This is a genomic window from Microcoleus sp. B3-A4 (assembly GCF_036705385.1).
GTDB lineage: Bacteria > Cyanobacteriota > Cyanobacteriia > Cyanobacteriales > Microcoleaceae > Microcoleus.
The window spans coordinates 1-18,100 of record NZ_JAUBUI010000102.1; the positions used below are offsets into that span (position 1 = coordinate 1).

The 18,100-nt window shown below is 46.6% G+C and carries 16 protein-coding genes; 7 read left to right on the forward strand and 9 right to left on the reverse strand.

Translation table 11 applies throughout. The annotated features are described in order from the left end of the window. Nucleotides 1–244 precede the first annotated feature (244 nt). Complete coding sequence (locus QUB33_RS25880; RefSeq protein WP_333356276.1) at nt 245–1,675, forward strand: DUF3370 domain-containing protein; 1,431 nt, start codon at nt 245–247, stop codon at nt 1,673–1,675. Between the two features lie 49 nt (nt 1,676–1,724). Here the strand turns inward: QUB33_RS25880 and QUB33_RS25885 are convergent, their stop codons facing one another. The 4 genes from QUB33_RS25885 to QUB33_RS25900 all read right to left on the reverse strand — a co-directional run bounded on the left by QUB33_RS25885 (nt 1,725) and on the right by QUB33_RS25900 (nt 6,207). Next, nucleotides 1,725–1,988: a four helix bundle protein gene (locus QUB33_RS25885; protein WP_445299559.1), complete on the reverse strand. Its 264-nt coding sequence runs from the start codon at nt 1,986–1,988 to the stop codon at nt 1,725–1,727. A 214-nt stretch (nt 1,989–2,202) separates the two neighbouring features. Beyond that, entirely contained in the window at nt 2,203–3,492 is a 1,290-nt protein-coding gene (locus QUB33_RS25890) for a dihydrolipoamide acetyltransferase family protein (RefSeq protein WP_333356279.1), read from the reverse strand. A gap of 173 nt (nt 3,493–3,665) precedes the next feature. Further along, nucleotides 3,666–4,106: a YlqD family protein gene (locus QUB33_RS25895; RefSeq protein ID WP_333356282.1), complete on the reverse strand. Its 441-nt coding sequence runs from the start codon at nt 4,104–4,106 to the stop codon at nt 3,666–3,668. Between the two features lie 151 nt (nt 4,107–4,257). Further along, nucleotides 4,258–6,207, reverse strand: a complete 1,950-nt coding sequence (locus tag QUB33_RS25900) for a long-chain fatty acid--CoA ligase (protein ID WP_333356285.1) — start codon at nt 6,205–6,207, stop codon at nt 4,258–4,260. Nucleotides 6,208–6,342: 135 nt separating this feature from the next. Here QUB33_RS25900 and QUB33_RS25905 point away from each other — a divergent pair, with 135 nt between their 5' ends. Both QUB33_RS25905 and QUB33_RS25910 read left to right on the forward strand, forming a co-directional pair. Continuing rightward, nucleotides 6,343–7,356, forward strand: coding sequence for a leucine-rich repeat domain-containing protein (locus QUB33_RS25905; protein ID WP_333356289.1), 1,014 nt, complete (start codon nt 6,343–6,345; stop codon nt 7,354–7,356). 165 nt (nt 7,357–7,521) lie between these two features. After that, nucleotides 7,522–8,568, forward strand: coding sequence for a leucine-rich repeat domain-containing protein (locus QUB33_RS25910; RefSeq protein ID WP_333356292.1), 1,047 nt, complete (start codon nt 7,522–7,524; stop codon nt 8,566–8,568). A 2-nt stretch (nt 8,569–8,570) separates the two neighbouring features. On the opposite strand, the gene QUB33_RS25915 is transcribed toward QUB33_RS25910, so the two are convergent. The 3 genes from QUB33_RS25915 to recQ form a co-directional block, all read right to left on the reverse strand. Then, nucleotides 8,571–8,882: a UPF0175 family protein gene (locus QUB33_RS25915; protein WP_333356295.1), complete on the reverse strand. Its 312-nt coding sequence runs from the start codon at nt 8,880–8,882 to the stop codon at nt 8,571–8,573. A gap of 172 nt (nt 8,883–9,054) precedes the next feature. Further along, nucleotides 9,055–10,017 (reverse strand): hypothetical protein, encoded by a 963-nt coding sequence (locus tag QUB33_RS25920; protein WP_333356298.1) that lies wholly within the window; start codon nt 10,015–10,017, stop codon nt 9,055–9,057. A 238-nt stretch (nt 10,018–10,255) separates the two neighbouring features. Beyond that, nucleotides 10,256–12,451, reverse strand: coding sequence for a DNA helicase RecQ (recQ, locus tag QUB33_RS25925; RefSeq protein WP_333356302.1), 2,196 nt, complete (start codon nt 12,449–12,451; stop codon nt 10,256–10,258). A gap of 97 nt (nt 12,452–12,548) precedes the next feature. Between recQ and QUB33_RS25930 the strand changes: the two genes are divergently transcribed. Further along, nucleotides 12,549–12,833: a DUF427 domain-containing protein gene (locus QUB33_RS25930; protein ID WP_333356306.1), complete on the forward strand. Its 285-nt coding sequence runs from the start codon at nt 12,549–12,551 to the stop codon at nt 12,831–12,833. Between the two features lie 69 nt (nt 12,834–12,902). On the opposite strand, the gene QUB33_RS25935 is transcribed toward QUB33_RS25930, so the two are convergent. Then, nucleotides 12,903–13,568, reverse strand: a complete 666-nt coding sequence (locus QUB33_RS25935) for an L-threonylcarbamoyladenylate synthase (protein WP_333356309.1) — start codon at nt 13,566–13,568, stop codon at nt 12,903–12,905. 75 nt (nt 13,569–13,643) lie between these two features. Here QUB33_RS25935 and larC point away from each other — a divergent pair, with 75 nt between their 5' ends. Next, nucleotides 13,644–14,981 carry a nickel pincer cofactor biosynthesis protein LarC gene (gene larC, locus QUB33_RS25940; protein ID WP_333356312.1) on the forward strand — a complete coding sequence of 446 codons (1,338 nt, stop codon included), beginning with the start codon at nt 13,644–13,646 and terminating at the stop codon, nt 14,979–14,981. Nucleotides 14,982–15,364: 383 nt separating this feature from the next. Here larC and QUB33_RS25945 read toward each other — a convergent pair whose 3' ends face one another. Further along, nucleotides 15,365–15,499, reverse strand: coding sequence for a hypothetical protein (locus QUB33_RS25945; RefSeq protein WP_333356316.1), 135 nt, complete (start codon nt 15,497–15,499; stop codon nt 15,365–15,367). A gap of 416 nt (nt 15,500–15,915) precedes the next feature. Here QUB33_RS25945 and QUB33_RS25950 point away from each other — a divergent pair, with 416 nt between their 5' ends. Both QUB33_RS25950 and QUB33_RS25955 read left to right on the forward strand, forming a co-directional pair. After that, entirely contained in the window at nt 15,916–17,328 is a 1,413-nt protein-coding gene (locus QUB33_RS25950; RefSeq protein WP_333356320.1) for a serine/threonine-protein kinase, read from the forward strand. Nucleotides 17,329–17,382: 54 nt separating this feature from the next. Beyond that, nucleotides 17,383–18,042 carry a serine/threonine-protein kinase gene (locus QUB33_RS25955; protein ID WP_333356323.1) on the forward strand — a complete coding sequence of 220 codons (660 nt, stop codon included), beginning with the start codon at nt 17,383–17,385 and terminating at the stop codon, nt 18,040–18,042. Nucleotides 18,043–18,100: the final 58 nt, after the last annotated feature.

Genomic DNA, 18,100 nt, shown 5'->3' on the forward strand with positions numbered 1-18,100 from the left:
ATTGGTAAATTGTTTGAGCGTCCGACGATCGAAACCGACTTCACGCCCAACAATTTTGGAAATGGTGCGCGGACTCAGGAAGGTGCGATCAAAAGCTGAGCGCCACGTCTGTGCTAAAATCCAAAATTCCTCAAACACATCAACCAACTTGTGGTAAAGTTTTGTGTCGATCGCTCGTTAGCGGAGCCCTCGAAGAGCATCAGCCAAATAATCAACACAAGTTCAGTTAAACGCGCTTACAGCAATGTTTTTGCCAATTTTCCCCCTCGCTCAAACAATCGCCGCACCTCCCACCCAACAGCAACTGCTGATCCAGCCAGAAGTCCCCCTACCCGAAAACGAACTGGATTTACCGCCACAGCCCAGCAGCAGCTTGCTAAAAACGGTAACTGTGCCCCAGCAAGTGCGCGTTTTACCGGGACAACTCGACAACATCCCGGTTTTCAACAGCAACAGCCCCGAAGTTGTGCAAACCGAAGGCATTTTGCTCTCCACATTTCCGCAAGAAGCCAAACAAGTGCCTTCTGCACACTTAAACTTTCCTTTCAAAGGCCGATTTGACATCTTCGCCCACCACATCGCCAAAGCTAAAAATCGCGCCGAAACTCGCACATTATTTCAAGGCATAATTGTCTACAATCCCAACTCGGAACCTGTTACTTTAAATGTATTGCAAGGCGCGACATATTTAACTCGGCCGGATGCTTTGTTTGTCGATTTGCCGTCGTATTTAGAAAATCGATTCGGCACTGTGTTTGCGGGGCCTGGAAGCCGCATCACGAGCGATGTGCTGCGGGGATACAGACAAGCCATTTTGCCGGCTGCGATCGAGATTCCGGCCAATCAGAGCCGAATGCTGATGAATTTGCCGATACCTGTGGGGAATGTCACGCCTTCTTCCAATGGTCGATCGACTTTAATGCGAATGTCGAGCAGCAATTCGGTTTATGTAGCATCATTAGCAATGTTTGCTCCTAAAAGTCAAGGAGGAGTCGAGCAATATCCCACATTAGAAGAGTGGGAAAATATTTTAAATACCAAAGGTTTAGCGGGGCCGAGAGATTTAGCACCAACTCCGAGAGGCGAAAATCCGGTTCAAAAAATTTACGGTCGCGTAGCGGGAGTAGCTGAAGGTTCCCAGTGGCAAGCTAAAATTACTGACAATTCGAGAACTGATTATTTAACTATCCCCAAGCCAGGCGAGTCATTTTCTTATGCTCTGAGCACAACGGATACGGGTACTTTTGGCACTGGTCAAATTCAAAGCGCTAAAATGTTAGCTCGCTATCCCGATACTGCTTATTCTGCTCATGGTAATTACGGGATTCAATACAACTTAACTTTTCCGCTTTACAACAAATCTCGTGAGTCCCAAGCTGTTAGCATTAAAATGCAAACACCGATTAAAGCAAATACAGAGTTGGGGGGACTTACGTTTTACGATCCTCCGGAAAATCGGATATTTTTCCGAGGTACGGTGCGGGTGATGTTTAATGATGATACCGGCAAGACTTTGACGCGCTACATTCACATCGTGCAGCGCAGGGGACAGCAGGGGGAACCTTTGGTGAATGTGAATATGAAGCCGGGGGAACGCCGTTTGGTGCAAGTGGATTTCTTGTATCCGCCGGATGCGACGCCGCCGCAAGTTTTGACTGTGCGATCGAGTAATTAGTTATTGGTTGACGGTTGGCTGCTAACTGTTAACTGTTGACTGTTGACTGTTAACCTTTGGGTTTTTGTGTTAATGAGTTAAGATAGGCATTAAGTTTTGGGGAAAGTTCATTGAATAACGGATGCAGTCGATCGCTCTGTTCTTGAGTCAAAAGATTGCGAGCGTAGGCAAGTCTCAACCAATGTCTTGTTTCGTTTAATGAGCCTCTGGCAATTTTCACAAAATGCGGATTATCTTGATAGCTATAGCGTCCTTGTCCTTCTGCAATATTAGCACCAACACTATCAGCCGATCGCACTATTTGTTTGCCCATCCTATACTTCGCAAAGTCGTCCCACTTTTTAACAATAAACCATATTTCATTTTATATTTTTTCAGCTAATTGATAAATTCTTAGCTGTGGGAAGCTTTCCATATTAGCTCCTTTAACATAGTTGATGGCAAACCATTGACAGTCAACAGTCAACTGTCAACAGTCAACAGTCAACTGCCAACAGTCAACTGCCAACAGTCAACAGTTAACTAAATTAAAGTGTCAAAGATTGAGGATTTGTCTCAATCAATTTAGCTAAATCTTGCAAGAATGCCGCAGCATCAGCACCGTAAATAATCCGGTGATCGCAAGTAATATTCACCTGCATTTGGCGCTTCACTCCCATCAAGCCTTCCTCGTTTGCCACTACTTGCGGCCGCGAAGAGCCGATCGCCAAAATCGAGCCTTGATTCGGCGGCAAAATCGCGTCAAACTTGTCTACTCCAAACATTCCCAAATTGGAAAGAGTAAAAGTTCCCGTGCTGTATTCATCCGGCTTCAACTGCTTGGTGCGGGCGCGATCGACTAAATCCTTCCAAGTGCGCGAAAGCGAATAAATATCGAGGCGATCGGCATTTTGCAGCACCGGCGTAATCAAACCGCCGCCATCCATCGCCACCGCTACCGCCACATTAATATCAGCGCGGTATTGAATTCCCGACTCCACATAACAAGCATTCAGCAGAGGATGTTTTTGTAAAGTTACTGCTACAGCCTTCGCCAGCATACCCGTCATCGTGACGCCCTTCGACTTAATTTGTTTGTAGAGTTTGTCGAGATTATCAGTAGTAATTGTGTAACCGACGCGGAAAGACGGCACGCTCAAACTTGCTTCCATATTCCGCACCACGGCATTTTGCAGCGCATTCATCGGTACTCTTTGACCGGAAAGTGCCACCGCCGGGACTGGTGCGGGTGCGGGTTTGGCTGCTGCGGGGGCGGGTGCTGCGGGTGCTGGTGCTGCGGGGACTGTTACCGCTTGCTGAACCGGAGCGGGTTGGGCTTTGCCGGCTGCTGCTTCCACATCCTCTGCGACAATGCGACCGTTGGGCCCGCTGCCTTTGATTGAATTCAAATCTACTTTAAACTCTTTGGCTAGCTTGCGAGCGCGGGGAGAAACGACGCTGCGGCCGTTTTGGCGGCTGACATTTTGCTGCAAACCTGCTGACGATGTAGCTGCGCTCACAGGAGCGGGGCTGGGAGCGGGGGCTGCTGCTGCGCTTGGGGCGGCGGCTCCTTGCTGCTGAGCTGTGGCGATTTCGGCTTCCGTTTCTGCTACCAGGGCGATTGCCGCTCCCACCGGAGCAACTTCGCCCGCAGGTACGATAATTATTGCTAAATAGCCTTCGTAGAAAGATTCCACGTCCATGTCGGCTTTGTCGGATTCCACGACTACCACCGTTTCGCCTTTTTCTACTTTGTCTCCAGCGGATTTGACCCAGGAAACAATTTTGCCCTCTGTCATTGTCGAACTCAGGGCTGGCATGAAAACTTCGCGAATCATCTGTAAAAAGTCCTTTTGATTTGGTAATAGGTAATCGGTAATTGGCAATTGATCATTGGCGATCGGTCACCGGCAATACTTATTATTATGCCAGTGTCTCGCATTCTTGATGTGTGACTGTTGACTCAAAATCAATTGCCAATTACCGATCGCCAATTACCACTTACCAATTTCTAAATATCACCTCGAATTTCTTCGACTACGCCGTCGCGGAGGAGAATTTCTACTTGCATTTTTTGAATCAAGTTTTCTCCGAGCCCGACAGTGAATGTGCCGTCAATTTGACCTTGGCTCACTTCTTGTTCCAGGTCTAGCACCTGCACTTGTTGAAGCTGTTGCAGGTTTTGGTTTTTCTGTTCTAGCAGTTCGCTTTTTCTTTGATTCACCTGCACTTGAATGTTTTCTATTTGCTGCATTACCTGCGGGCCTGGTGGCTGCAGATTTTGCTTTTGGATTTCTGAAATCATCCGCTGCCCTTGCATTTCTAACTGTTGTAGCTGAGAGTCTATTTGGTTGATTTGGGCTTGGAGTTGCTGTTGAGCTTCTTCTTTCCAGCGGGGAGTAACGACGACTTTAACGTTAATCGATCGCTTCAAGAGTAATTGTGGTTCCATAAAGTTGTTGCTTGTCAATTAGGAATTAGGCATTAGTCATGAGTCATTAGTTGGTAAAAATGAACTAATGGCCCAGGACTGAGGACTCGGACTCGGGACTTGGGTGTTGGGATAATTTTTTCTTTTCCATTCCCCAAGTCCTGCGAATATTTCAAAACATCCCGTCAATCATATCGCGGTAGTGTTGCGTCACAACCGGGCGCTTAATTTTCAGGGTCTGGGTCAACATTCCATTTTCGATCGAAAATGGCTCCTGAATCAACCGGAACGGGCCGATGCGATCGTCCGCGCGGTATCCTGGGCGATTTTGCACCTCTCTGTTCAATTCTTTGCGGAATAAATCTTGAATTGTCTTGCTATTCCAGTCAATTTCGTGTAGAGGGGGATTCTGAGTTTCTGCCCATTTCTGCACAGCTTCTGCATTGGGGACAATTAAGGCGCCGACGGATCTCTGGTCTTGACCTACTAGCATAATTTGGTCGATGTAGGGGCTGCGGAGGCAGGCGTCTTCTATGGGCTGGGGTTCGATGTTTTCGCCGTTGCTGAGGACGATCGTATCTTTGGCCCGCCCGGTCAAGATTAAGTCGTTTCCCGGTGTCAGCCAGCCCAGATCGCCTGTGTCGAACCAGCCTTCGGGGTCTATGGCTTTGGCAGTCGCTTGGGGATTGAGATAGTAGCCCTGCATGATTTGCGGCCCCCGCGCCAATACTAAACCGCGCTGGCCTGTTGGCAGTTGCTGTCTGGTTTCTGGGTCTACTATTTTAATTTCCGTATGGGCTAGAGGCTGTCCTGCGGAACCTTTAAGATTGTGCCAAGGGCGGCGGACGGTTAAAACCGGGGACGTTTCGGTTAAACCATATCCCACTAATAAACCGATATTCGCTATTTCAAAGAAATTGTCTATATGCGCGGCCAAAGAACCGCCACCGCTAATCGCCCATTTTAAGCGTCCCCCTGTAGCTTCCCTGACTTTTTGGTAAACCAGTTTTTCGGCGAGGGCGTGCACGGGCGACAACAGAATGCTTTTGGTGCGGGCTATTAGTTTTTCGGAAGCAGAAGCCGGTTTCAAACTGAGAGTTAATCCTTGGCAAATGCGGCGGTTCTCGATGTATTGCTGGCTGGCAGATAACAGGAAATCCACCAATTTTTGTTTGTTAGGCGGCTGTTCCCGAAATTGCTTTTGTACGGCCTCATAAATCGATTCCCAGATGCGTGGAACGCTGACCATGTACTGGGGTTTGTAAGTTTTAAAGTCTTGTTTGAAATAGCGAATATTGGTGTAAATTTGCGTGCATCCTTGGGAAAGCAGGAAGTATTCGACGCTGCGTTCGTAGGCGTGCCAACTGGGCAGAATACTGAGTACGCCGTCGCCGCCTTCGGGCTGGAGAACTGTGCCCAAGGTGTTGAGTTGGTGCAGCAGGTTGCCGTGAGTCAGCATGACGCCTTTGGGTTTGCCGGTGGTGCCGCTGGTGTAGAGGAGGGTGGCGAGGGTTTGAGGCTTGTGGTTGGTGGGTTTGAGGGGACGGTTTGCCCCTGTGGTCATCACTTGGGAAAATTTGACTGTGCTTAGGGTTTGGCTGGTTTCCGGTTCTTCGTCCGAGAGGAGGACGATGAGTTGAATGGGCAAATCAGGGAGGCGGTGTTGCAGTTTTTTCAGTAATGCCAGGTTTTCGACTACCAAGGCGGTGCTGCCGCTGTCTTGGATGATGTACAGGAGTTCTTGAGGGTCGGCGGTGGCGCCTCGAACGGCGTTGGCGGCCCCGGCCATCATGATACCTTGGTCGGCTATCAGCCAGCGGGGACTGTTGTCGGCGAAGAGGGCGACGCGGGGAGGGACTGCTTCTTCCGGATTTGGTTCGATGCCGAGGGCTTGGAGGCCGGCGGCGAATTGCTGGATTTGCTGGTAGAGGTCGGTGTAGGTGAGTTTGATTTCTGGCTGGCTGTGGGGGTCGTGGAGGGCTACGGTTTGACCGAATTTTTGTTTGACGATCGCCCAAATTTCGGGTATCGATCGAATGGAACTGTAATCGATTAGCTTGCTGAGGTTCGCGCGATCGCGATCGGTCATTTGAGATGATGCGTAAGATGCTGGGCCGTTCATAGGGTATTTTCCTCAGTTTATAGAGATAAAATTATTGGCTATAAGTTTAAGATCGCAGTTATTTTACAACTTTATGGCAGTATCGTGACAGTTTGCCAACCTGCCATTGTCTATTTAGAAAATTAGGGATGCAAGATGATGAAAATTATAGTTGCACAGAAACAGATGAATTTACCAAGGTTGATAGTAGTTGCTTTAAGTGCGATCGTAGCATTATCAGGAAATATACTGTCTGTGAAGGCTGCAGAAGTGCGATCGCCAAACAAAACATTTGTTGATTGGTGTCGTGAAAAAGCTTCCTTGAGTCCTGAAACTAAACATACTGTAGAGGTGCTGTTGAAGATAGTAGGGACTACTGAGTGCGATGCGGCCGATCGGAAACTTTCTCTTCTCACGGAACTAAACCTCTACAAAAATCAAATCAGCGACATTAAGCCGCTAGCATCCTTGACTAACCTGACTTCGCTCAGCCTCATCAACAATCCAATCAGCGACATCAAACCGCTAGCATCCTTGACTAACCTGACTTTGCTCTGGCTCGAAGGAAATCAAATCAGCGACATCAAACCACTAGCATCCTTGACTAACCTGACTTTGCTCTGGCTCCAAGGAAATCAAATCAGCGACATCAAACTGCTAGCATCCTTGACTAACCTGACTGATCTCAGCCTCATTAACAATCAAATCAGCGACATCAAACCGCTAGCATCCTTGACTCACCTGACTAAGCTCTGGCTCATCAACAATCAAATCAGCGACATTAAACCGCTAGTATCCTTGACTAACCTGACTGAGCTCTGGCTCGAAGGAAATCAAATCAGCGACATCAAACTGCTAGCATCCTTGACTAACCTGACTGAGCTCTGGCTCATCAACAATCAAATCAGCGACATCAAACCGCTAGCATCCTTGACTCACCTGACTAAGCTCTGGCTCATCAACAATCAAATCAGCGACATCACACCACTAGCATCCTTGACTCACCTGACTTCGCTCTGGCTCGTCAACAATCAAATCAGCGACATCACACCCTTGCAATCCTTGACTAAACTGACTTCGCTCTACCTCAGCGGAAATCCGATCGCACCCAAGACTTGCCCTCTCAAACCAGAGTCTATCTGTAAGTGGGAACCACAAGCTAAACCATAAAACTTTACAGTTTAGAAAATTAGCCGATCGAGTCCGATCGCCAATTCTATCCGCACATCGGCTTCAGTCAGGGGGAGATTGTCGGGAAGGTTGATCGTAATTTGCATAATTTATAGTATCCTTAATTTCACGTAAAATATGTGACGCTTATCGTTGGAAAAAAATATGATTTTATCAATATTAAGAGTAGTTATTGGGAGCGTGATCGTCCTAGCATTATCTGGAAATGAACTATCTGCGCGGGCAGCCGAGCCGCAACTGGGAAACAGCAATCGAACATTTGCGGATTGGTGCCGCCAAAAAGCTGATTTGAGTCCTGAAACCAAACATACTGTTGACGTGTTGTTGAAGGAAGCAGGGACTAATGATTGCGATGCCGCCGATCGGAAACTTTCTAGTCTCACGAAGCTCGACCTCTTCGACAATCAGATAGGCGATATCAAACCGCTAGCATCCTTGACTAACCTGACTTGGCTCTTCCTCCGCAGCAATCAGATCCGCGACATCAAACCGCTAGCATCCTTGACTAACCTGACTAGGCTCTCCCTCAGCGAAAATCCAATCGGCGACATCAAACCGCTAGCATCCTTGACTAACCTGACTTTCCTCGACCTCAGCGAAAATCAGATAGGCGATATCAAACCGCTAGCATCCTTGACTAACCTTACTTTTCTCTTCCTCAGCGACAATCAGATCGGCGATATCAAACCGCTAGCATCCTTGACTAACCTTACTTGGCTCTTCCTCAGCGACAATCAGATCGGCGATATCAAACCGCTAGCATCCTTGACTAACCTACGTTCGCTCGACCTCTTGGACAATCAGATCGGCGATATCAAACCGCTAGCATCCTTGACTAACCTGACTAGGCTCGTCCTCAGCGACAATCGGATCGGCGACATCGAACCGCTAGGATCCTTGACTAACCTACGTTCGCTCGACCTCTTGGACAATCAGATCCGCGATATCAAACCGCTAGCATCCTTGACTAACCTGACTAAGCTCAACCTCGACGGCAATGAGATCGGCGATATCAAACCGCTAGCATCCTTGACTAACCTACGTTCGCTCGACCTCAGCCGCAATGCGCTCGGCGATATCAAACCGCTAGCATCCTTGACTAAACTGACTGTGCTCCACCTCAGCGGCAATGAGATCGCTCCCAAAACTTGCCCTCTTTCGCGAGAGTCTATCTGTGAGTGGGAACCATAAATTCAACCATAAAGCTTTACAATGCCCTCCCACAGTTCAGAAATAGGATGCAATTTGCCTTGTTTAACGTGCGGCATAGAGTTGCGGAGGCTCGCTAGTATGAGTTCGGCCGGTTCGTCATCGGGATCGGCAGGCGGGGTGACGATATTGCGATCGATTAATATGTGGTAGAAATCGTCCGCTGGAATTTTAGCGAGTTGAGCGACTTTATCTAGACTGAGGCTGTGTTGTTGATAAAGTACGATCGCCAATTCTATCCTCACATCGGCTTCAGTCAGGGGGAGGTTGTCGGGAAGGGCGATCGTAATTTGCATGATTTATAGTACATTTTAATTTCAATTGTCTCTGAAGTGCGAGCGTTTAATTTTTCAATTCGGGTTTAATTTTGTTAACAGGACTTACCCACAGACACTATCTGTAGGGCGAAGCACACCGCACCTTATCCCCACAAATAGTGTAAAAAATCCTCCCTTGCATAAGTCCTATTTAAGCGACCTTGCGCGGTGCATCAACCATCGGTGCAGTGCCAAACAAATGTCTGAGATAACTGCGACTGAGCTCGCGGTTCCAGCGCCGCAGCCGCACCATCACTCGCGTGAATGTAAAAGTCAATTCCAACACCAAAGAAAGCTGTTTGAGACTAAGTGAAGTATTAAAGACATCGTTACCGTGCGTGCGTTCAATCTGATGGTGTTTCAGCAAAGTAATCAGGTTTTTGGTAGAGCCTTTCAGTTGATTGAAATAACTCTGGGAGAAGGCCCAGCGGCTGAAACCCCAAAACTTAGCCAAATGATTGATCTCATCCTGTAAAGGCTGGGAAATTGCCTGTTGCAACGCTCCAGTTGAGTGTACCATCAACCATAAATAAACAGAAGTAGCTCCCCACTCGGTACTCAGGCGGCTAATCACGTGTTTGTAGGTATCTTGCCAAGCGTCACCTGTGGATTGACACCCATTAACAGAGTTGGGTTTAACTTGCAGTTTTTCTGCTGTAAGTTGCTGGTAAATTTTCCTAAAGGTCGGGCAATGTTGGCGTTCTTCTTTTTCCCAGACACCTATCTCTAGAATGTTGCCGTTCTCATCAAAAATTCCTCCCGTAAACCGCGCCATTTGCGGGTAAATATGCTGTAAATAGCACCAGCTTTCTCTACCGTAGCTGCGGATGGGGGCTTCAATTTCTGCCGCACTTGCCAATATTTGCAAAAAGATTTCTGGCTTGACACCAATAATTTGGTCGCGATTGATTCCTTGCCAATCTATGGGCTCCCAAGGGCGGGGATGCGGGGCGGAAAATTGCTGGGGCAGATCGGAAAGTCGATCGCTCAAAACTTCCAATGACATATAATGGTCGATGAGCGAGTTAATCCTGGCCCGACTTTGCAAGTAGCGAGGGCTTTGATACTGATTTCCAGCCAAATCAATTGTATACACCTTACCAGTAGCTTTCATTGTTTCTGCCTGTTCGTAACTTTTACAGCTATTGTGCAAAAGGTATTTGGGAAGTCGCAATGAGTAACGTGCAGGCTGCTCAATTACTAGCAGTGGCCTTGACTGAGCCGAACTCAGGTGAAAGGGCATGAAGTAGGGTGAACTAAACAACACATGATAGCCGTAATGTGCGCCGAAGAGTAGCCTTCCTCCTATCAATTATCTGCGTTCATCAGCGTTCATCAGCCTACATCTGCGGTTAAAAACTTACATAATTTTGCCGCCACCAAGCGCGCACAAACTTAATCTCTTCAAACGTATAACGTTCTTCCAAAAAATCATAAATCGCTCTCAGTTTCTCATCCCCCATAACTTCAATTGCGTACACTATCGCCTGCTGGCGTTCCGGTTCCACCAACAAATTTATATCAACTTCCCTGCCCATTTCCATCAATTCTATCAGATGCCCAGAAATAGTATTAGGACTCATACCCCGCGCATTGGCTATTCCTTGAACTGTCAAACCTTGTCGGTATAATTCCCAGGTTTGCATCTGCGAATAAGACGCAACATTAGCAAGATTGGGAAGATTAGCGACCTCAGAAGATGCAGCACCACTTAGCAATCCTTGTTCTTGGCAAAAAGTGCGTATTGCCTCCAAGAAAACTTTGCCGTACTTATCTCGCTTGTTGCTACCAACGCCGTAAACTTCCTCGAATTCTCTGAGATTTTGCGGGCGTTTTTCTGCCATATCTCGCAAGCTTTTATCCGCAAAAACTACGTAAGGTGGCACAAATTGTTCGTCGGCAATTTGTTTGCGTAGCGTCCGCAGTATGGTAAATAAACCTTCTACTTCTACTGCCAAAGACCGCACTTTCCCCTGTACTTCCCGCTGGGGTTCAATGGCGATTTCAACTGTGCGCTGACGTTTCATAATTTCCCAACTTTTTTCATTCAGCTTCAAGATGGGAAATCCGTCTGTTTTTTCGTCTAAAAAACCTTGATTTAACAGCGAACGACTCAATTTTTTCCATTCCTCGGCACTTCTATCTTTGCCAATTCCGTAAGTAGAAAGTTGGTGGTGCTGGTATTGCAATATTTTTTGATTTTTTGAACCGCGCAACACGTCAATAATGTGATTCATGCCGAATTTTTCTTGGCATCGGGCGACGCAAGAAAGAAATTTCATTGCCTCAATCGTCCAATCTTCTACGGGTTTTTGGTTGCAACAGTTATCGCAAGTACCGCAGTTTCCTGGGAATGAATCGCCAAAATAACTTAACTGGATTGTGCGACGGCAATCAGTGGATTCTGCATAGTTGATTACTCGCCGTAACTGTTGGCGGGCAATTCGTTGTTCTTGCGGATCGGGTTTTTGCTCGATGATGTAGTCGATGGTTTTGACATCGCCGTAGCCGAAAAATAAGCTGCAATGGGCTGGTTCGTTGTCTCGGCCTGCGCGGCCGGATTCTTGATAGTATCCTTCGAGATTCTTGGGCAAGTCGTAGTGAATTACAAACCGCACGTCTGGTTTGTTGATGCCCATGCCAAAGGCTACTGTTGCTACCATTACTTGCACGTCGTCGCGAATGAAGCGGGTTTGATTGGTTGCGCGATCGACATCGTTCATGCCGGCGTGGTATGGTAAGGCTTGGATGCCGCTTTGTTGCAATTTATAGGCAACTTCATCAACTTTTTTGCGGCTGAGGCAATAGATAATTCCCGAACCGCCTTTTTTTTGGATAATTTGCAAAACTTCCGCAAAACTGTGTTTGGTTTTGGGGCGAACTTCGTAGTATAAATTGGGGCGGTTGAAGCTGGCGACGTGGATGTAAGGATTTCGCAGAGTTAGCTGCTGGATGATGTCTTGGCGGACGCGCTCGGTGGCGGTGGCGGTTAGTCCCATAATGGGAATGTCGGGATATCGATCGCGCACTCGCTGCATTTGCCTGTATTCTGGTCGAAAGTCGTGCCCCCATTCGGAAACGCAGTGGGCTTCGTCGATCGCAAATGCCGAAATTCCTAACTTATTTGCTACTATATCTAAAAATGGTAAAAATCTCTCACCCAGCAAGCGTTCGGGTGCAACATAAAGCAATTTAATCTTACCTTCGAGAATCGCAGTTTGGCGCGATCGCGTTTCCTGAGAGCTCAAAGTGCTGTTGAGAAAAGTCGCCCCAATTCCATTATCCTGCAAAGCTTCCACCTGGTCTTGCATCAGAGCAATTAACGGCGACACAACCACTGTCAATCCCGGTTTCAACAGTGCCGGTAATTGAAAACACAAAGACTTGCCACCGCCCGTCGGCATGACAATCATCATATCCCGTTTTTGTAAAGCAGCTTCGACAATTTCCTGCTGCCCCGGGCGGAAAGAGTCATAGCCAAAAAAATGTTTGAGTGCTTGTTCCAGGGGCAGCGGCACAGAAGATATTGGCGGATTCGACGCTGACATTTGCAGTAGTTGGTTGTTGGCTTCTAAACTATTCTATGCCTTTTGAGCACAAATACAGTTACAATAATTGAGAATCTCAATTTAAGCAGAAAAACTGATGCCGAAAGCAATTTGGAATGGTGCCGTTTTGGCCGAGAGCGACAAGTGCGAAATTGTAGACAACAACTATTATTTCCCCGCCGATACCATCAACCGCGAGTATTTCAAGGACAGCAGCACTCACACTACTTGCGGTTGGAAAGGTGTTGCTAGTTACTACAGTGTCGAAGTCGGCGGACAAGTTAATAAAGATGCTGCTTGGTACTATCCAACTCCCAAAGATGCTGCTAAAAATATTGCCGGATATATTGCTTTTTGGAAAGGAGTTAAGGTAGAGGCTTAAAGCAGTTTAAAACTAAAAAAATGGGGCGGGTTGTTGGCGAATTTAGCGCTTAACCTGCCCCTTAAAATTTTAATCTTTTTCCCAAACGGCGACAGCTTCCGAACCCAAACCACGGCGAACAACAATCGGTTCGCTTTGTGTCAAATCAAGAATGGTAGAAACTTGATATCCGGGATCGGAACCGTCATCGACAATGACATCCACTAGCTTTGAAAAACAGTCAAACAGCTCAGCTTTGCCAAAGCTTTCTGCTTTAGATGCAGGGACTGGTGCTGCACCTTCATCATCCGTGGTAATGTGAGCGGATGTTGAAATAATTGGATTTCCCAAGGCTTCCAACAGTGTAAAACAAAGCCGCTGGTCGGGAACGCGAATTCCAGTGGTTTTCCGTTTAGGGTTCATTACCAACCGTGGCACTAACTTGGTAGCTGGCAGCAGAAATGTATAAGGCCCCGGTATTAACCGCTTGATAATTCTGTATGCTTCATCGCTGACTGCAGCATAGTCGGTGATATTTGACAAAGAGGAACACAAAAACGTTAAAGGCTTATCATTGGATAGTTGCTTGATCTGCCTGACTCGTTCTACTGCCGACTTGGAGTTGATATCGCAGCCGATCGCATAAACTGTATCTGTTGGATAAAGCATCACTGCCCCATCTTTCAGAGCTTTGTTAATTTTCTCGATCCGGTCTCTTTGGGGTGCAACTGGATGCACTTCGTAAATAGTTGCCATGTTAAGATATTGCAGGCTAAGTGGGCGATCGAAATATCGAGTGAAACAATCAATGCTAAAAATTAATTGTTAACAATGAATAAAATAGCTTATTTTGACTGTCCAACCGGCATTGCTGGCGATATGTGCATCGGAGCTCTCATGCACGCCGGCGTTCCTTTAGAATACCTAATCGAAAAACTCAATTTGCTCGGCATTTCGACAGAGTACCAGTTGCGGACGGAATTAGTCCACCGGAATACTCAACAAGCAACTAAATTTTATGTCGATTTAGCTGCGGATTTGTGGTTAAAACCCAAAAATTCCGCTACCGAACTCGATCCCTCGGAAACGGAATCTTCGACTTTTGACGCCCGCCACCACCATCATCACGGGGAAGAACATTCTCACAGTCACGGGGAAGAAGATGCAGAAATTAGCGACACTCATCACCGCCACTTGCCCGAAATTGAGCAAATCATCGTCTCTGCAAAATTGCCTCCGCGCGTGGAAGCCTGGAGTTTGGCCGTATTTCGCAAATTAGCAGAGGCAGAAGCTGCCGTACACGGTATCCCCGCAAGCGAGGTTCACTTTCACGAGGTGGGGGCGACGGATGCAATTATTGATATTATCGGTACTTGTTTGGGTTTGGATTGGTTGGATATTCAGGAGTTTTACTTTTCGGCGATGCCGACTGGTGGCGGTACGGTGAAGGCTGCCCACGGTAAGTTAGCGGTGCCGACGCCGGCGGTGATGCGGTTGTGGGAAACGCACCGAGTGCCGGTTTACAGCAATGGGATCGATCGCGAATTGTGTACTCCTACGGGAACTGCGATCGCCTGTACTCTCGCCTCCGCTTTCGGCCCGCCACCGCCGATGCAAATTCAGGCGATCGGTTTGGGTGCAGGTTCTCGAAACCTGGCAATTCCTAATATTTTGCGCCTCTGGATAGGGGAGAATTCAGAAGTCAGAAAAGAAAATTTAACCAACAATCGAGAAGCAATCTGTGTACTGGAAACGCAAATTGATGATTTGAGTCCGCAGGCGATCGGCTATGTTTTTGATGCTTTGTTTGCCGCCGGAGCTCTGGATGTTTTTACTGCCCCAATTGTGATGAAAAAGTCGCGGCTGGGGGTTTTGTTAACTGCGATTTGTCATCCCGAATTTCAGGATGCTTGCGAAGCTGTGATCTTTCGCGAGACTACTACTCTAGGAATTAGGCGATCGACTCAAGAAAGAACTATTTTACACCGAGAAATCCAGACAGTTAAAACAGAATACGGCGAAGTCAAGATAAAAGTTGCGAAGTCTGGACAAACGATTGTTAATGTACAGCCGGAATACGAAGATTGCGCGGAAATTGCCAGACTTAAAAATATTAGCTGGCGGGAAGTTCACCGCTTGGCACTGCAAAGTTGGTACGATCGCACTTAATCAATTACAGTGACTTACAAGAGGGTAGAGAAGCCTGTCAATGCCGCAAAGTATTGATTCAAAGAAATCATATTGCTTGTGCAATTTTAGCGTGGAACTTCCTAAAAAAACAGCGCGAATGGTTGAAAAAACAGTAGACCAGTTAAAGCAGGAATTATTGTCAGACTACCTCAAACCAGAAGTGAAACATCCACCTATACGTTGCGTACTTGTTTAACAGGAAAGTCGGTGATTCTTTGGGTAGTTCAATTTGAATCTTACGACGATCGCTCACTTTTCTTGAACGGGCGATCGTAACTTTTGTCACGCTATATATAGCCTACCTGCGTAAGTCCTGTGTACGATAATTAACCCCCGCAAGGTTCTAACCAGCAGTAGATTTTTTAGCTAACAAAAAGACCAGCTTGCAGCCGATCTTCCGACGGGGGAATGACCCGAACTTTTGGCTGCGTATCGCCCGCAACTACAAGCTGGCCGTGTCCCCGGCGTATCGAGTACAGCCTGGGTTCAACAAACATCGATCGAATTGAAATAGTCCTGGACGCAAAAAACCCGGTTCCCCTCAAGATCGTGGATATATCCGTTGAGATATTGACGCAGAAACCGTGTTGAAAGGCCCCCCGTGCGTTCCGGACTGTTAAAGTTTATTCTTCGACAAGCTATGTCGATCGCATCATAACGATCGAATATCACCAGCGCGCTTAATTCCGTGCGATCGCGCCTTCCATGTCGATCGGCCTTTTTTTGTAAGACTCTTTTGCCAGCACTTTCTCAACAGCTTAGCGTACTTTAGCAACGCTTGTGCCATTGCTTGAATTCATAATAGTCATATCATAATAATCATAATTAATGTTTGTTACAAATAAAGCTTTTTCCTAGCAGTTTTCGTTGAGGCTGAACTATAGTAAAAGCTGTCAATATTTAGATAAAAAATATGGAAGAGCGAGTGCTAAAAGAACGTTATGCCATTCAGCAATGCTTGGGGAAAAATGCGGGACGACCAACTTTGCTGGCGCGCGACTTACAAACTCAGGAGTTAGTCGTCATCAAACTCCTTACTTTTAGTGCAGATTTCCAATGGGACGATTTAAAACTATTTGAACGAGAAGCCACAACCTTACAGTCACTTTCCCATCCGGCAATTCCTCGTTACTTAGATTATTTTGAATTCCCGACACCAAAGACTAAAGGGCTTGCCCTGGTACAAAGCTATATTGAAGCGAAATCTTTGGCAGCATGGGTTGAAGCTGGACGGAATTTTAACGAAAAAGAAATAAAGCAAATCGCTAATAACTTGTTAGAAATTTTGATATATTTGCAACACCAAAGCCCGCCAGTAATTCATCGAGATATTAAGCCGAGCAATATTCTTTTAGCAGAGCGATCGCCCCTCAAACAAAAACACTCCGCCCTTAATAAAGGTGGTTGGTTGGGTGAAGTTTACTTAGTAGATTTTGGTTCAGTTCAAACCTTAGCAGCGAGACAAGGTAGCACCGTTACTGTAGTGGGAACTTACGGATATATGCCGCCCGAACAATTTGGCGGCCGCGCGGTTCCGGCTTCCGATCTTTATGGCTTGGGTGCGACGTTAATTTACTTAGTAGCGGGAGTCCATCCAGCCGAATTGCCCCAGGAGGATTTGCGCCTTAATTTTGAGCCAAAAATCGCTGTCAGTTCGGATTTTGTTGACTGGTTGCAGTGGATGACAGAACCGGATTTAAACAGCCGCTTAACCACGGCCGATCGGGCGTTACAAGCACTGGAAAAACCGGGAGAGGGGGTGCGATCGATCGTGCGAAAACCTGCCGGGAGTAAGGTTCAACTGAAGAAAGACCGGAATTGCTTGGAAATTGTGATTCCTCCTTCTTCGTCTCTCTGTAGACGTATTGCTGAATTAGGGATGGTGATGGGGCTGTGCTTTCCGTTTTTAGAAGCAGGTAAAATACTGATTGTGACTGCGTTTAGTATGGACTTGAACGCTGGATTATTCTTAATGGGGTTTACAATGGTACTGGTAGGTGTTCCTGTATTGTGCCTCATATTAATGGTTTATTTCTTTCTTAAACCTGCAGCCACTAGACTGCGAATCGATCGCAAACACATTTCTTTAACTTCCAATTGGTTGGGATTTGTGCGTTACAATCTTCTGCCCCCAAGTCCAAGGACAGCTATCTGTAAATTACGATTCATAATGAATGACACAGAATCGGGCTACGCTCGCAACAACATTCAGATTTGGGCGGGAACACAGGAATATAAATTTATTACCAACCATCTCACCGCTGCCGAGATTGATTGGATAGGGCGGGAACTCAGCGAATGGTTAGATTGGCCTATTAGTGAATAAAGTATAAATGGCAGATAAAATTAACAATCACTATTCTCAAGAGGATTGGAAAAAATGGCAAGTAAAATTTTCAAAGAACGTTATGTCATGCAGAAACAGCTAAGTAAAAATGCGGGAAGGCACACGTTGCTGGCGCGCGACTTGCACACCCAAGAGTTAGTGGCAATCAAGTTACTGATTTTTGGGGAAGATTTTCACTGGGATAACTTGAAGCTGTTTGAACGAGAAGCGCAAACTTTACAACTGCTTTCTCATCCGGCAATTCCCCGTTACCTGGATTATTTTGATGTGGATACACCAACTGGTAAAGGATTTGCCTTGGTACAAAGCTATATCCCAGCCAAATCGTTAGAGGAATGGTTAAAAAGCGGGCGAACTTTTAGCGAAGCAGAAATCAAGCAACTGGCTAAAGCATTACTGGAAATTTTGCGTTACCTTCACGGGCAACAGCCACAAGTAATTCACAGAGATATCAAGCCGAGTAATATTTTACTGGCAAATAGATCTGGCAATAGTGTCGGTGATGTTTATTTAGTTGATTTTGGTTCCGTACAGACACTAGCGGCCAGAAAAGGTAGCACGATTACTGTTGTCGGCACTTACGGATATATGCCACCCGAACAATTTGGCGGCAGGAATGTTCCCGCTTCCGATATTTACAGCTTGGGTGCGACATTAATTTATTTAGCAACAGGTAAGCTGTTCAGCATCTAAAACGCATATTGCATAGTATAATATGATGATATTTAGAAAAAGTCAATGCCTACTAAAA

Coding starts and splice junctions, on each gene's coding strand:
- QUB33_RS25900 (WP_333356285.1), bottom strand. CDS start 6,207: ATGAACGGCCCAGCATCTTACGCATCATCTCAAATGACCGATCGCGAT.
- QUB33_RS25920 (WP_333356298.1), bottom strand. CDS start 10,017: ATGAAAGCTACTGGTAAGGTGTATACAATTGATTTGGCTGGAAATCAG.
- QUB33_RS25955 (WP_333356323.1), top strand. CDS start 17,383: ATGGCAAGTAAAATTTTCAAAGAACGTTATGTCATGCAGAAACAGCTA.
- QUB33_RS25885 (WP_445299559.1), bottom strand. CDS start 1,988: ATGGGCAAACAAATAGTGCGATCGGCTGATAGTGTTGGTGCTAATATT.
- QUB33_RS25950 (WP_333356320.1), top strand. CDS start 15,916: ATGGAAGAGCGAGTGCTAAAAGAACGTTATGCCATTCAGCAATGCTTG.
- larC (WP_333356312.1), top strand. CDS start 13,644: ATGAATAAAATAGCTTATTTTGACTGTCCAACCGGCATTGCTGGCGAT.
- QUB33_RS25945 (WP_333356316.1), bottom strand. CDS start 15,499: ATGTTTGTTGAACCCAGGCTGTACTCGATACGCCGGGGACACGGCCAG.
- recQ (WP_333356302.1), bottom strand. CDS start 12,451: ATGTCAGCGTCGAATCCGCCAATATCTTCTGTGCCGCTGCCCCTGGAA.
- QUB33_RS25910 (WP_333356292.1), top strand. CDS start 7,522: ATGATTTTATCAATATTAAGAGTAGTTATTGGGAGCGTGATCGTCCTA.
- QUB33_RS25895 (WP_333356282.1), bottom strand. CDS start 4,106: ATGGAACCACAATTACTCTTGAAGCGATCGATTAACGTTAAAGTCGTC.
- QUB33_RS25935 (WP_333356309.1), bottom strand. CDS start 13,568: ATGGCAACTATTTACGAAGTGCATCCAGTTGCACCCCAAAGAGACCGG.
- QUB33_RS25930 (WP_333356306.1), top strand. CDS start 12,549: ATGCCGAAAGCAATTTGGAATGGTGCCGTTTTGGCCGAGAGCGACAAG.
- QUB33_RS25915 (WP_333356295.1), bottom strand. CDS start 8,882: ATGCAAATTACGATCGCCCTTCCCGACAACCTCCCCCTGACTGAAGCC.
- QUB33_RS25905 (WP_333356289.1), top strand. CDS start 6,343: ATGATGAAAATTATAGTTGCACAGAAACAGATGAATTTACCAAGGTTG.
- QUB33_RS25880 (WP_333356276.1), top strand. CDS start 245: ATGTTTTTGCCAATTTTCCCCCTCGCTCAAACAATCGCCGCACCTCCC.
- QUB33_RS25890 (WP_333356279.1), bottom strand. CDS start 3,492: ATGATTCGCGAAGTTTTCATGCCAGCCCTGAGTTCGACAATGACAGAG.